This window comes from Streptomyces sp. NPDC058955 (assembly GCF_042741435.1).
Taxonomy (GTDB): domain Bacteria; phylum Actinomycetota; class Actinomycetes; order Streptomycetales; family Streptomycetaceae; genus Streptomyces.
Genome location: NZ_JBHYKM010000168.1, coordinates 1 through 13072 on the forward strand (window position 1 = coordinate 1; position 13072 = coordinate 13072).

General features: G+C 74.0%; 11 protein-coding genes. 5 read left to right on the plus strand and 6 right to left on the minus strand.

The window, feature by feature from the left end; genetic code table 11:
* Positions 1-851, plus strand: an 851-nt coding sequence (locus tag ACFW1I_RS35810) for a sensor histidine kinase (protein WP_384677856.1), incomplete at its 5' end; no start/stop codon positions are given.
* Positions 852-869: 18 nt separating this feature from the next.
* Here ACFW1I_RS35810 and ACFW1I_RS35815 read toward each other — a convergent pair.
* Together ACFW1I_RS35815 and ACFW1I_RS35820 are read right to left on the minus strand one after the other, a co-directional pair.
* Positions 870-1814, minus strand: a complete 945-nt coding sequence (locus tag ACFW1I_RS35815) for a bile acid:sodium symporter (protein ID WP_384677874.1) — start codon at positions 1812-1814, stop codon at positions 870-872.
* Between the two features lie 51 nt (positions 1815-1865).
* A complete protein-coding gene (locus ACFW1I_RS35820; RefSeq protein WP_384677858.1) occupies positions 1866-2969 on the minus strand; it encodes a magnesium and cobalt transport protein CorA in 1104 nt (367 codons plus the stop codon).
* A 189-nt stretch (positions 2970-3158) separates the two neighbouring features.
* On the opposite strand from ACFW1I_RS35820, the gene ACFW1I_RS35825 reads away from it, so the two are divergent.
* Positions 3159-4265: a winged helix DNA-binding domain-containing protein gene (locus tag ACFW1I_RS35825; protein WP_384677860.1), complete on the plus strand. Its 1107-nt coding sequence runs from the start codon at positions 3159-3161 to the stop codon at positions 4263-4265.
* Between the two features lie 24 nt (positions 4266-4289).
* On the opposite strand, the gene ACFW1I_RS35830 is transcribed toward ACFW1I_RS35825, so the two are convergent.
* Positions 4290-5111, minus strand: coding sequence for a LuxR C-terminal-related transcriptional regulator (locus ACFW1I_RS35830; RefSeq protein ID WP_384677861.1), 822 nt, complete (start codon positions 5109-5111; stop codon positions 4290-4292).
* A gap of 107 nt (positions 5112-5218) precedes the next feature.
* Between ACFW1I_RS35830 and ACFW1I_RS35835 the strand changes: the two genes are divergently transcribed.
* Both ACFW1I_RS35835 and ACFW1I_RS35840 read left to right on the plus strand, forming a co-directional pair.
* Positions 5219-6901, plus strand: a complete 1683-nt coding sequence (locus ACFW1I_RS35835; RefSeq protein WP_384677862.1) for an AMP-binding protein — start codon at positions 5219-5221, stop codon at positions 6899-6901.
* Positions 6898-8493 (plus strand): AMP-binding protein, encoded by a 1596-nt coding sequence (locus ACFW1I_RS35840; protein WP_384677864.1) that lies wholly within the window; start codon positions 6898-6900, stop codon positions 8491-8493. Before ACFW1I_RS35835 ends, ACFW1I_RS35840 begins: the two co-directional genes overlap by 4 nt.
* On the opposite strand, the gene ACFW1I_RS35845 is transcribed toward ACFW1I_RS35840, so the two are convergent.
* From ACFW1I_RS35845 to ACFW1I_RS35855, 3 genes are all read right to left on the minus strand, one after another.
* On the minus strand, positions 8490-9017 hold the full coding sequence (locus ACFW1I_RS35845) for a GNAT family N-acetyltransferase (protein ID WP_384677866.1): 528 nt from the start codon (positions 9015-9017) through the stop codon (positions 8490-8492). The two genes, ACFW1I_RS35840 and ACFW1I_RS35845, sit on opposite strands and share 4 nt — an antisense overlap.
* Positions 9018-9036: 19 nt before the next feature.
* Positions 9037-9795 (minus strand): TIGR04222 domain-containing membrane protein, encoded by a 759-nt coding sequence (locus ACFW1I_RS35850; protein ID WP_384677868.1) that lies wholly within the window; start codon positions 9793-9795, stop codon positions 9037-9039.
* Positions 9796-9906: 111 nt separating this feature from the next.
* Positions 9907-10836, minus strand: coding sequence for a hypothetical protein (locus ACFW1I_RS35855; RefSeq protein WP_384677870.1), 930 nt, complete (start codon positions 10834-10836; stop codon positions 9907-9909).
* A 348-nt stretch (positions 10837-11184) separates the two neighbouring features.
* On the opposite strand from ACFW1I_RS35855, the gene gcl reads away from it, so the two are divergent.
* Positions 11185-12972, plus strand: a complete 1788-nt coding sequence (gene gcl, locus ACFW1I_RS35860; RefSeq protein ID WP_384677872.1) for a glyoxylate carboligase — start codon at positions 11185-11187, stop codon at positions 12970-12972.
* The last annotated feature ends 100 nt before the right edge of the window (positions 12973-13072 follow it).

The following is a 13072-nucleotide window of genomic DNA, read 5'->3' on the forward strand; positions in this document are numbered from 1 at the left end:
CCATGCCCGTCGGCGACCACCTCGCGCTCGCCCTCCCCCGCCGGGTGCTGCCCGCCGAGGACCGGCGCGTGCTGGGCGCCTTCGCCGCCCAGGCGGCCGTCGTCCTCGACCGGCAGCGGCTGGTCGGCGAGGCCGAGGAGGCCCGCCGGCTCGCCGAGGGCAACAAGATCCGCACCTCGCTGCTCGCCGCCGTCAGCCACGACCTGCGCACCCCGCTCGCCGGCATCAAGGCGTCGGTGTCGTCCCTCCGCTCCGACGACGTCGAGTGGTCGGAGGAGGACCGGGCCGAACTCCTCGAAGGCATCGAGGCCGGCGCCGACCGCCTCGCCCACCTCGTCGGCAACCTCCTCGACATGTCCCGGCTGGAGACCGGCACCGTCACCGCCGTGATCAGGGAGACCGACCTCGACGAGGTCGTCCCGATGGCGCTCCTCGGCGTCCCCGAGGACAGCGTCGCGCTCGACATCCCCGAGACCCTCCCGATGGTCGCCGTCGACCGCGGCCTGCTGGAACGGGCCGTCGCCAACATCGTGGAGAACGCCGTCAAGTACAGCCCGCCCGGAGCGCCGGTCCTCGTCGCGGCCAGCACCGCCGCCGACCGGGTCGAACTCCGCGTCGTCGACCGCGGCCCCGGCGTCCCCGACGAGGCCAAGGACCGCATCTTCGGCGCCTTCCAGCGGTACGGCGACGCCCCGCGCGGCGAGGGCGTCGGCCTCGGCCTCGCCGTGGCCCGCGGCTTCGTGGAGTCGATGGGCGGCACGGTGGTGGCGGAGGACACCCCCGGAGGCGGGCTCACCATGACGATCGGTCTCCCCAGGGCGATCGGACCGGCGAGCCCGACCGGGCCCTGACCGGCGTCAGCGCGGCGCCTACCCCTCGTCGGACCCGGGAGGCGGCGCGGGAGGCGGCACGGGAGGCGGCACGAGACGGGGTACGAGGCGTACGTACGCGACCATGCCGAGCACCTCGACCAGCGTCTGGGTCACCACCACCACGGCCGCGACCGCGAACGCGTCGGGCAGGGCGAGGGCCAGCGGCAGGACGACGAGGGAGTTGCGGGTGGCGCCGGTGAAGACGACCGCCCGGGCGGCGCCCGTACCGAGCCGGAAGAGCCGGGCGACGGCCCGGCCCGCGAAGGCCATCACCACCAGGAAGGCCCCGTAGAAGGGGATCACGGCGGCGACGTCGCCGAGGCCGCCGCGCACCCCGGGGATCTGCGAGGCGACCACCGTGAGGAGGGCCGCGGCCATCAGCGGCACCATCGTCGTGGTCGCCGCCGCCGCGACCCGCGCCCCGGCCGGCCGCCGGGCCGCCCACGCCTGGAGCGCCCAGGCGAGCCCGAGCGGCACCACGATCAGGACGAGGAACGCCTCCAGGAACGGGCCGGGCTCCACGACCTCGGCGAGCCCGGCGCCCAGGAAGACGTACAGGAAGCCCGGCAGCAGCAGCATCTGCGCCACCAGCAGCAGCGGGGTCGCGGCCAGCAGCCGGCGGCCGGAGCCGCCGGCGAGCCCCGAGAAGACGATCACGTAGTCCACGCACGGGCAGAGCAGCACCAGCAGCACCCCGAGGCGGATCCCCCGGTCGGCGGGGAGGAACGCGAACATCGCGGCCACCACGAGCGGGACGACGACGAAGTTCACCGTCAGCGCCGCCGCCAGGAACCGCCCGTCCCGCAGCGCCCTCACCAGGTCCCCGGCCGGCACCTGGAGGAACGTCACGAACAGCAGCGCCCCCAGGACCGGGTTGACGGCGTGCTCGAGACCGGCGCTGGCGCCCGGCGCGACCCACCCCAGCAGCGCCCCGGCCGCCATCGCCGCCAGATAGACCGCGACCTGCCGTTCCTCCAGCCACGCGACCACGTCCTACAGCCAGTCCCGTCGCTTGAAGATCACGTACAGGCTGGTGCAGACGATCCCCATCAGCCCGATCGCGAACGGATACCCGCCCGCCCAGTGCAGCTCCGGCATGGTGTCGAAGTTCATGCCGTAGATGGTCCCGACGAGGGTGGGCGCGAAGAGGATGGCGGCCCAGGCGGAGATCTTCTTGATCTCCTCGTTCTGTTCGAAGCCGGCCTCCGCCAACGCCCGCATCTCCGCGTTCTGTTGCTGTGTCACCAGGGTCGCGTTGACCGTGAGGATCTCGGTGAGGGCCTGGCGGAAGCCGTCGACGCGCTCGCTGGTGTGGGTCACGTGGTCGGCGACGTCCCGGAGGTAGCGCTGGAGCTCCTCGTCGGTGCCGTACTTGGCGAAGCCGGCCATCAGGCCGTGCAGCATGCCGACGAGGGGGCGGGTGGCGCGCTGGAACTCGACCATCTCGCGGGAGAGTTCGTAGATGCGGCGGGAGACGGCCGGGTCGCCGCCGAAGACCTCGGTCTCGATCTCGTCGACGTCGTTCTGCACGCCGGCGACGACCGGCGCGTAGCCGTCGACCACCGTGTCCAGGATGGCGTACAGCACGGCCTCCGGGCCGAGCGCGAGCAGGTCGGGATTGCCCTCCATGCGACGGCGGACCGCCGACAGGTCGGGGGCCGCGCCGTGCCGGACCGTGATGAGGAAGTCGGGGCCGACGAAGATGTGCAGCTCGCCGAAGTCGACCTCCTCCTGGGCGTCCAGATAGCGGGCCGCGCGCAGCACGACGAACAGGGTGTCGCCGTACCGCTCCAGCTTCGGCCGCTGATGGGCTTCGAGCGCGTCCTCCACGGCGAGTTCGTGCAGGTCGAACTCGGCGGCCAGCGAGTGGAGCTCCTCCTCGGTGGGGCGGTGCAGACCGATCCACGCCATGCCGTCCGGGTGCTCGCGCAGCTGCCGGTACGTCTCCGCCAGCGTCGCCGGCGACGACACCTTGCGGCCGTCGCGGTACAGCGTCGCCTGGATGACGCTCGGCCCGCCGGACGCGTCCGGGGGCGCGGCGGCCGGGGACGGCTCCGGGCGGCGGCGCCAGGCCGCGCGGGGTCGGCGGTCGGACACGTACGTACCTCCGTCGGCTGCTTGCGGGACCCCGCCGGATCTTCGCCGGGGAGGAGAAGGGTATATGGGTGGGAATGGGATCCCCGCGGGCGGGGCCGCCCGCGGGGCGGCGATCGGACGGCCACGGCGGAGCGCGCCGCACGGCGAAAGAGGACAGGAACCGACCTCGATGCCTTGTACCGTCCCGGCATGGACACGCTTCCCCCGGTCTCGCGCCGCGCCCTGGGCCGCGCCACCCTCGCCCGCCAGCTGCTGCTCACGCCCTCGCCGCTCGGGCCGGAGGAGGCCGTGCACCACCTGGTGGGGCTCCAGGCGCAGAACACCAAGCCGCCGTACTACGCCCTCGCCGCCCGCCTCGACGGCTTCCGGCCCGAGGAGCTGTCCGCCCTCATGGAGTCCCGGGCCCTCGCCCGGATCGCCACCCTGCGCTCCACCGTCCACACCCACACCGCCCGCGACGCCGTCGCCCTGCGCGCCTTCGCCCAGCCGGGCGCCGTCGACCGGGAGCTAGGAATCTTCCGCAAGAAGCTCGACGGCGTCGACCTCGACCGGCTCGCCGCCCTCGCCCGCGAGCTCGTCGAGGCGGAGCCCCGCACCCCCGGGCAGATCCGCGCCCACCTCCTCGGGGAGTGGCCGGACGCCGACCCGCTGGCCCTGACCATGGCCGCCCGCTGTCTGCTGCCGCTCGTCCAGGTCACCCCGCGCGGCCTGTGGGGGAGGGCCGGGCAGGTGGCGCTGACCACCACCGACGTGTGGTTCGGGGGAGCCCCGTACGAGCCCGCCGACCCCGACGAGACCGTGCTGCGCTACCTCGGCGCCTTCGGGCCCGCCTCCGTCAAGGACATGCAGACCTGGTGCGGGCTGACCCGGCTGCGGCCCGCCTTCGAGCGGCTGCGGCCCCGGCTGGTCACCTTCCGGGACGAGGATGGCACCGAGCTCTTCGACCTGCCCGACGCGCCCCGCCCGGACGAGGCCACCCCCGCCCCGCCGCGCTTCCTGCCCGAGTACGACAACCTGCTGCTGTCCCACGCCGACCGGCGCCGGATCGTCCCCGAGGCGTACCGGACCCGCACCTGGACCGGCAACCAGCCGCACCGGGTCCTCCTCCTCGACGGGCTCCTCGCCGGGCTCTGGCACCTGGCGGAGGCCAAGGGGCGCGTCACCCTCACCGTCGAGCCCTTCGCCCGGCTCACCCGCGCCGACCGGGCCGCGCTCACAGAGGAGGCCGAGCGGACCCTCCGCCTCGCCGTGCCCGCCGACGGCGCCTACGACCTCGTCCTCCGCGCCGCCGAGTGACCGGCGGCGGCCGGAGGCCCCGACCTACGGCAGCGCCCCCGCCCGCCGCGCCGCCACCACCGCCTCCAGGCGGGTGTGCGCCCCCAGCTTCCGCATCGCCGAGCGCAGATAGCCCTTGACGGTCTCCGGGCGCAGCCCGAGCCGCTGGGCCGCCGCCGCGTTCGTCGCGCCGGAGGCGACCGCCGCCAGGACGTCCGTCTCGCGCGGCGTCAGCGCCACCCCGGGGAGCGGCGCCGGCCGGTCGGCCGCCGACTCCAGGCGGCCGCAGACGGCGAGCAGCCGGGCCCGCAGCTCCTCGTCGGCGACCTGCGGGGCGAGGGCCCGCAGCTCCCCGTAGGCGTGCCGCACCTCCTCCCACGACGGGCCGGGCGGCTCCGCCGGCTCCACCAGCCGGCTCACCTCGTCCCGTACGGCCAGCGCCTGCTCCAGGTCCCGGGCGGCCGCCACCGCCGCGTCGAAGACCCGCTCGCCCAGCGGCAGCGCGTCGCGCAGCGCCCCGTACAGCACCCCGCGCACCTGCCGCCGCACGACCACCGGCACCGCGATCACCGACCGCAGGCCCTCCGCCGACACCGGCAGGTCGTACTCGTGGGTGATGTGCCGGGCCACCGGATAGTCGGTGACCGCGCACGGGCGGGCCAGCGCCAGGCACTTCCCGCCCAGGCCGTTGCCGGGGGAGATCGCCAGGCCCTGGAGCGCCGGGGTCACCGCCCCGTGCAGCTCGGCGATCCGCAGCGGCCGGCCGCCGTCCCGCACCAGGCCGCCGAAGACCACGGGCAGCCCGCTGCCGCGCCGCAGCCGCAGCAGCGCGGCCCGCAGCTCCACCGCCTCGATCCGCTCGGACACGGGAGAACACTCCTTCCCTCTCACTCCATCACCCCCGAACGGGGGTAGTGAGACCTGGGTCACCGATTACACGATGTGCGGGACCGGTCCCGCAACGAGGAGGACACATGACGGCTACCAGCGCGACGGAGGAGTTCCGGACCGCCCGGGACTTCCTGCTCCGGCACCGCGAGGACTACGCGACGGCGTACGAAGGCTTCGCCTGGCCTCGCCCCGACCGGTTCAACTGGGCGCTGGAGTGGTTCGACGTCATCGCCGAGGGCAACGACCGCACCGCCCTGCACATCGTCGAGGAGGACGGCTCCGAGACGAAGGTGAGCTTCGCCGAGATGTCCGCCCGCTCCAACCGGGTCGCGAACTGGCTGCGCGCCCAGGGCGTCCGCGCCGGGGACCGGATCATCGTGATGCTGGGCAACCAGGCGGAGCTGTGGGAGACGATGCTCGCCGCGATGAAGCTGCGCGCCGTCGTCATCCCCGCCACCCCGCTCCTCGGCGCCGCCGACCTGCGCGACCGGGTCGAGCGCGGCCGGGCCCGGCACGTGATCGCGCGCTCCGAGGACACCGCCAAGTTCGCGGACGTGCCCGGCGACTACACCCGCATCTCGATCGGCGGCGACGGGGTGAACTGGCTCGGCTACGAGCTCTCCGCGCACGAGTCGGACGTCTTCGAGCCGGACGGCGTCACCGTCTCCCACGACACCCTGATGCTCTACTTCACCTCCGGCACCACCGCCCGCCCCAAGCTCGTCGAGCACACCCACACCTCCTACCCGGTGGGCCACCTGGCGACCATGTACTGGATCGGGCTCCGGCCCGGCGACGTGCACCTCAACATCTCCTCGCCCGGCTGGGCCAAGCACGCCTGGTCCAACCTCTTCGCCCCCTGGAACGCCGAGGCGACCGTCTTCATCCACAACTACACGCGCTTCGACGCCGGCCGGCTCATGGACGAGATGGAACGCCACGGCGTCACCTCCTTCTGCGCCCCGCCGACCGTGTGGCGGATGCTCATCCAGTCCGACCTGAGCCGGCTCGCCACCCCGCCGCGCGAGGTCGTCGCCGCCGGCGAGCCGCTGAACCCGGAGGTCATCGAGGCGGTCCGGCGCGCCTGGGGCGTCACCATCCGCGACGGCTTCGGGCAGACCGAGACCGCCGTCCAGGTCTCCAACAGCCCCGGCCAGCGGCTCAAGGAGGGCTCCATGGGCCGCCCGAGCCCCGGCTACGCGGTCACCCTGGTCGACCCGGTCACCGGCCGCCCGGACGCCGACGAGGGCGAGATCTGCCTCGACCTGGCCGCCCACCCCGTGGGCCTGATGACCGGCTACCACGGCGACCCGGACAAGACCGCCGAGGCGATGGCCGGCGGCTACTACCGCACCGGCGACATCGGCAGCCGCGACGAGGACGGCTACATCCACTACGTGGGCCGCGCCGACGACGTCTTCAAGGCGTCCGACTACAAGATCAGCCCGTTCGAGCTGGAGAGCGCGCTCCTGGAGCACGAGGCCGTCGCCGAGGCGGCCGTCGTCCCCGCGCCCGACGCGCTGCGGCTCGCCGTCCCGAAGGCGTACGTCGTCCTCGCCGAGGGCTTCAAGCCGGACGCGGAGACCGCCCGGGCCCTCTTCGCCCACTCGCGGTCCGTCCTCGCCCCGTACAAGCGGGTCCGCCGCATCGAGTTCGCCGACCTGCCGAAGACCGTCTCCGGCAAGATCCGGCGGGTCGAGCTGCGCCGCCTCACCGCCGAAGGCGCCTCCACCGGGCCCGAGTTCACCGAGGGAGACCTGGCATGACCGGTACGGAGCTCTCCTACGCGCACGGCACCTCGGACACCCCGCTGCTCGGGGACACCATCGGCGCCAGCCTGGACCGGGCCGTCGCCGCCTGGCCCGACCGCGAGGCCCTGGTCGACGTGGCCGGCGGACGGCGGTGGACCTACGCCGAGTTCGGCGCCGAGGTCGACCGGATCGCGGGGGCGCTGCTCGGCAGCGGCGTCCGCAAGGGCGACCGGGTCGGGATCTGGGCGGTCAACTGCCCCGAGTGGGTGCTCGTCCAGTACGCCACCGCCCGCGTCGGCGCCGTCATGGTCACCATCAACCCGGCCTACCGCTCCCACGAACTCGCCTACGTCCTGCGCCAGTCGGGGATCTCCCTGCTCTTCGCCTCGCTCGCCCACAAGAGCAGCGACTACCGGGCGATGGTCGAGGAGGTCCGGGCCGAGTGCCCGGAGCTTCGGGAGGCGGTGTACTTCGGCGACGCGAGCTGGGAGTCCTTCGCGGCCCGCCCGTCCGGCGGGCTCGCCCCCGAACCGCTCGCCGCCGACGAGCCGGTCAACATCCAGTACACCTCGGGCACCACCGGCTTCCCCAAGGGCGCCACCCTCTCCCACCACAACATCCTCAACAACGGTTATTTCGTGGGCGAGATGATCGCCTACACCGAGCGGGACCGGATCTGCGTGCCGGTGCCCTTCTACCACTGCTTCGGCATGGTGATGGGCAATCTGGCGGCCACCTCGCACGGCGCCTGCATCGTGATCCCGGCCCCGTCCTTCGACCCGGCCGCGACCCTCCGCGCCGTCCAGGAGGAGCGCTGCACCTCCCTGTACGGCGTGCCGACGATGTTCATCGCGGAGCTGAACCTCCCGGACTTCGCCGCGTACGACCTCTCCTCGCTGCGCACCGGCATCATGGCGGGCTCGCCGTGCCCGGTGGAGGTGATGAAGCGGGTGGTCGCGGAGATGAACATGGCGGAGGTCTCGATCTGTTACGGGATGACGGAGACCTCGCCGGTCTCCACCCAGACCCGGCGCGACGACGACCTGGAGCGGCGCACCGGCACGGTCGGCCGGGTGCTGCCGCACGTCGAGGTGAAGGTCGTCGACCCGGCCACCGGCCTCACCGTGGAGCGCGGCACCGCGGGCGAACTGTGCACCCGCGGCTACGGCGTGATGCTCGGCTACTGGGACGAGCCGGCGAAGACCGCCGAGGTCGTCGACGCCGGCCGCTGGATGCACACCGGCGACCTCGCGGTGATGCGCGAGGACGGCTACGTCCAGATCGTCGGCCGCATCAAGGACATGATCATCCGCGGCGGCGAGAACGTGTACCCGCGCGAGATCGAGGAGTTCCTGTATGGGCACCCCAAGGTGGCCGACGTGCAGGTCGTCGGCGTCCCCGACGAGCGGTACGGCGAGACGATCCTGGCCTGCGTGATCCCGCGCGACCCGGCCGACCCGCCGACCCTCGACGACCTCACCGCCTTCTGCCGCGACCGCCTCGCCCACTACAAGGTCCCGCACCGCGTCGAGATCCTCGGTGAGTTCCCGATGACGGTGAGCGGCAAGGTGCGGAAGGTGGAATTGCGGGAGAGGTACGGCGTCTAGGCGGGATCGTCCGTCAGGTCGCGCCGCATGCAGACGCGGGGCCAGGCCGCCAGGCCGTGGGCGGCCTCGGCCCTGCTGATGGCGCGCAGGCCGTCGGTGAGGGCCGGGTCGGTGTCGGCGAGGGGCCGGAAGCCGAGGCGGGCGTAGTACGGGGCGTTCCACGGCACTTCGGTGAAGGTCGTCAGGGTCAGGGCCGTCAGGCCCTCCTTCCGGGCGGCCTCCGCCAGGTGCTCGATCAGCGCCCGGCCGACGCCCCGGCGGGCCGCTTCGGGGTGCACGGAGACCTGCTCGATGTGGGCGGCGCCGTCGACGGTCTCCGCGATCAGGTAGGCGACGGGCCGGTCGGCGCCGTCGACCGCGACCCAGGCCCGGCCCGCCGCGCGGTACCCCTCCAGCACGTCCAGCGGCAGGGGTTCGTCGTCGGCGACGGCCGTCATGCCGAGGGTGCGGAAGGGTTCGCCCGCCGCGCGCTCGATGGACTGGAGCAGCGGGAGTTCGGCCGGTGCGGCCACTCGGATGCGCATACGTCAGTATGCCCCCGGCTCACCGTCCTCCGGGGGCCCGGGGGTCGAGCAGACCGCCGTCGCGGGAGAACCGGGGCAGGAAGAGGGCGAGTGCCGGGTCGCCGTAGAGCGCCACGTACAGCTGGACCAGCCGGCCGTCCGTCACCTCGCGCCGGTGCGCGGGCAGCGGGTGCCGCTCCCGCAGCTCGGCCAGCAGCCGCCGGGCGGCCCGCGTCGTCACCGGCAGCCGCAGCAGGGCGAGCGCGGCCAGGACGACCGGCACCCCGAGGGCCAGGACCGCCACGGGCCCGGGACCGCGCCCGGCGGAGGCGTCCGCGAGCAGTCCGGCCGCGAGGGTCGGGGGCGCGGCGGCGAGCAGCAGCCGGGCCGCGCGCCGGCGCCCCGGGGGACGCAGCAGCCCCGTCCGCCCCAGCTCGGCCCGCAGCCCGTCCACCGCCCGGCGCGCCTCGGGGCGCAGGGCCAGCGCGCGCGGCGGGAGGGCGTTGCGGAGCGAGTGGTGCACGGCGAGCTGGACCGGGTTGCGGATCCGCCCGGGCCCGCCATTGGCCCGAACCGTGTGTTTGCGGCCCGCCGCGACCGCGCCGTGCTGGTGCAGCGCCACCAGCGCGACCGTCACCGCGGCCCGCCGTCCGCCGCGCAGCAGGGCCAGCGCCTCCGGCCCCGGCACCGCCGCGGCGGAGCCCGTACCTCCGCCTCCGCCCGGCACGCGCAGCAGCGCCGCCGCGGCCAGCAGTTCGGCCCAGGCTGCCGCCAGGCACCACCACGTCCCCGTTCCCATGCCGTCCACCCCCAGGGTGTTTCTGCCCGGGGGAGCGTGATCGTCACGCGTGGATGGCCGGATCCGTTCGCTCGAACGGCGCGGCGACGGCTCGGTGCTGCCGTGGCCGGATCAGATGGCGCCGCCGGAGGTGAGTTCGTCGGCCGCGTTGTTCACGGGCTGCGGGGTGCCCGTGAGGTCGAGGACGAAGAGCGGCAGCCCTATCTCGGCGGCGCGCGAGCGGGCCTCCGGGGTGTAGCCCGCGAGCGAGAAGAAGACGCTCACGGCGGAGGCGCTGAGCCCGTTCAGCCACAGGCACTCGACGGCCCGCAGCCCGGCCGGCCGGGTGCTGGGGTCCACCTGGGCGACGAGCCCGGCGCCGCGCAGGTCCACCCCGGCGGAGTGCCGGTCCTCCGGCTGCACGATGTCCCGGAAGCCGAGCCAGTGCAGGTACGTGGCCGCCGCGGCGACCGCGTCCCGTGCCGTCCGGATGGTCACCGGCCGGAAGGCGCCCCGCGCGGCGGCGGGCCGCGGCGCGGACGGCGGCAGCGGGACGTGCTCCGGGTACCGCTCGGCGAAGGACCGGGGCGGGTTGCCGAACCAGTCGGAGACGGGTGCGACGGGCCTGCGCCGTCCGCCCCCGGCGTCCTCGTCCGGGGCGGCGAGGGGGAGGGCCGGGTCGGCGGCGGGCCCGGTGCCGGCGGAGTCGTCGGGGCCGTACGGCACGGGGCGGTGCCGCTCGGAGCCGTACCCCTCCTCGGGTCCGCCGTCCGGTCCGCTCACCGGCCAGGCCTCGGGTCCGCCGTCCGGTCCGCTCGCCGGCCAGGTCTCCGGTCCGCGCTCGGGCCCGGCGTCCGGTCCCGGGGCGGCGGACCCGGTCTCCGCCCGGCGTTCCTCGTCCTCCCCGGGCGGGGCCACCGGGATGCGCAGCACCGCACCGCAGCCGCAGCCCAGCTCCGGGTGCGGCCACTGGTCCTCGCGGCCGCAGGCCCGGCAGCGCACGGTGACCCACTCGTCGAGCCAGTTCCGGTGCCGGACCGGCTCGGCGGTGGCGTCGGGCACCAGCCGCGGGGCGACCGGGCTCCCGCAGGGACAGGGGAAGGAGGGCGCCGCGTACGCATGGCTCCGCCGGCACTCCGGGCAGCGCACCGTGACCGATTCACCCACACCGAACCCCCTCTTCCCGTTCGCCCATCGTCCACCAATCCGGCCGCGCGGGGGTGCGACTTCGGCCATCGGGGACGGTCCGCAGGCGCCCGCGGGTGCCCGTCTGGTGGGCGCTCCCTTGACGGCTTCCCGACCCCCACCTACATTGCTTCCGTATAGCAGAACAGTTCTTCCGCATTACGGAAACAGGACCGGGCGGCCCGCCCGGGACCTGCGACCGACCGGCCGAGCAGGAGCACTCCCATGCCTCGTATGACCGCCGCCGCAGCGGCCGTTGAGATCCTCAAGCGCGAAGGCGTCACCAACGCGTTCGGCGTGCCCGGCGCGGCGATCAACCCCTTCTACCGCGAGCTCAAGAACGTCGGCGGCATCAGCCACACGCTGGCCCGCCACGTCGAGGGCGCCTCCCACATGGCCGAGGGCTACACCCGCGCCAAGGCCGGCAACATCGGCGTCTGCATCGGTACGTCCGGCCCCGCCGGCACCGACATGATCACCGGCCTGTACTCGGCGATCGCCGACTCCATCCCGATCCTCTGCATCACCGGCCAGGCCCCGACCTCGAAGCTCCACAAGGAGGACTTCCAGGCCGTCGACATCGCCTCGATCGCCAAGCCGGTCACCAAGGCCGCGACGACCGTCCTGGAGGCCGCACAGGTCCCCGGTGTCTTCCAGCAGGCGTTCCACCTGATGCGCTCCGGCCGCCCCGGCCCGGTCCTCATCGACCTCCCGCTGGACGTCCAGCTCACCGAGATCGAGTTCGACCCGGAGACCTACGAGCCGCTGCCGGTCTACAAGCCGTCCGCGACCCGCGCCCAGGCCGAGAAGGCCCTGAGCTTCCTCCTGGAGTCCGAGCGCCCGCTGATCGTCGCCGGCGGCGGCATCATCAACGCCGACGCCTCCGACCTGCTGGTCGAGTTCGCCGAGCTGACGAACGTCCCCGTCATCTCCACCCTGATGGGCTGGGGCACCATCCCGGACGACCACGAGCTCGCCGCCGGCATGGTCGGCGTCCAGACCGCGCACCGCTACGGCAACGCGACCTTCCTGGCGTCGGACTTCGTCCTCGGCATCGGCAACCGCTGGGCCAACCGCCACACCGGTTACAACATGGACGCCTACACGGCCGGCCGGAAGTTCGTCCACGTCGACGTCGAGCCCACCCAGATCGGCAAGATCTTCGCGCCGGACTACGGCATCGCCTCCGACGCCAAGGCCGCGCTGGAGCTCTTCGTCGAGATCGCCAAGGAGTGGAAGGCCGCGGGCCGGCTGCCCGACTTCACCGCCTGGGCCGCCTCCGCGCAGGAGCGCAAGGCCACCCTCCAGCGCCGCACCCACTTCGACAACGTGCCGATCAAGCCGCAGCGCGTCTACGAGGAGATGAACAAGGCCTTCGGCCCGGAGACCCGGTACGTCACCACCATCGGCCTCTCCCAGATCGCCGCCGCGCAGTTCCTGCACGTCTACAAGCCGCGCCACTGGATCAACTGCGGCCAGGCCGGCCCGCTCGGCTGGACCATCCCCGCCGCCATCGGCGCCGCCACCGCCGACCCGGAGACCCCGGTCGTCGCGCTCTCCGGCGACTACGACTTCCAGTTCATGATCGAGGAGCTGGCGGTCGCCGCCCAGCACAAGGTCCCCTACGTCCACGTCCTCGTGAACAACGCCTACCTCGGCCTCATCCGGCAGGCGCAGGGCGGCCTCGGCATCAACTTCGAGGTCAACCTGGAGTTCGAGAACATCAACACCCCCGAGATCGGCGTCTACGGCGTCGACCACGTCAAGGTCGCCGAGGGCCTCGGCGTCAAGGCGATCCGCGTCGAGGACCCGGCGAAGCTGGGCGAGGCGCTGGAGCAGGCCAAGAAGATGGCCGTCGAGTTCCAGGTCCCGGTCGTCGTCGAGGCGATCCTGGAGCGCATCACCAACATCGCGATGAGCAAGACCGTCGACATGAGCGACGTCACCGAGTTCGAGGACCTGGCCACCGAGCCGGGCCACGCGCCGACCGCGATCAAGCCGCTCGCGGTCTGACCGCCGGGCCCTCCGGGCCCGCCCCCGGCTCCCGCCCCCCCCCCTCCTCCACGGGTCGGGGGCGGGCGGGCCGACCCCGGGCGCTGCCGTGCCGCGCCGA

Bases quoted from the DNA above. Each gene is read 5' to 3' on its own strand.
- ACFW1I_RS35815 (WP_384677874.1), bottom strand. From the start codon at position 1,814: ATGGCGGCCGGGGCGCTGCTGGGGTGGGTCGCGCCGGGCGCCAGCGCC.
- ACFW1I_RS35825 (WP_384677860.1), top strand. From the start codon at position 3,159: ATGGACACGCTTCCCCCGGTCTCGCGCCGCGCCCTGGGCCGCGCCACC.
- ACFW1I_RS35835 (WP_384677862.1), top strand. From the start codon at position 5,219: ATGACGGCTACCAGCGCGACGGAGGAGTTCCGGACCGCCCGGGACTTC.
- ACFW1I_RS35840 (WP_384677864.1), top strand. From the start codon at position 6,898: ATGACCGGTACGGAGCTCTCCTACGCGCACGGCACCTCGGACACCCCG.
- ACFW1I_RS35845 (WP_384677866.1), bottom strand. From the start codon at position 9,017: ATGCGCATCCGAGTGGCCGCACCGGCCGAACTCCCGCTGCTCCAGTCC.
- ACFW1I_RS35850 (WP_384677868.1), bottom strand. From the start codon at position 9,795: ATGGGAACGGGGACGTGGTGGTGCCTGGCGGCAGCCTGGGCCGAACTG.
- gcl (WP_384677872.1), top strand. From the start codon at position 11,185: ATGCCTCGTATGACCGCCGCCGCAGCGGCCGTTGAGATCCTCAAGCGC.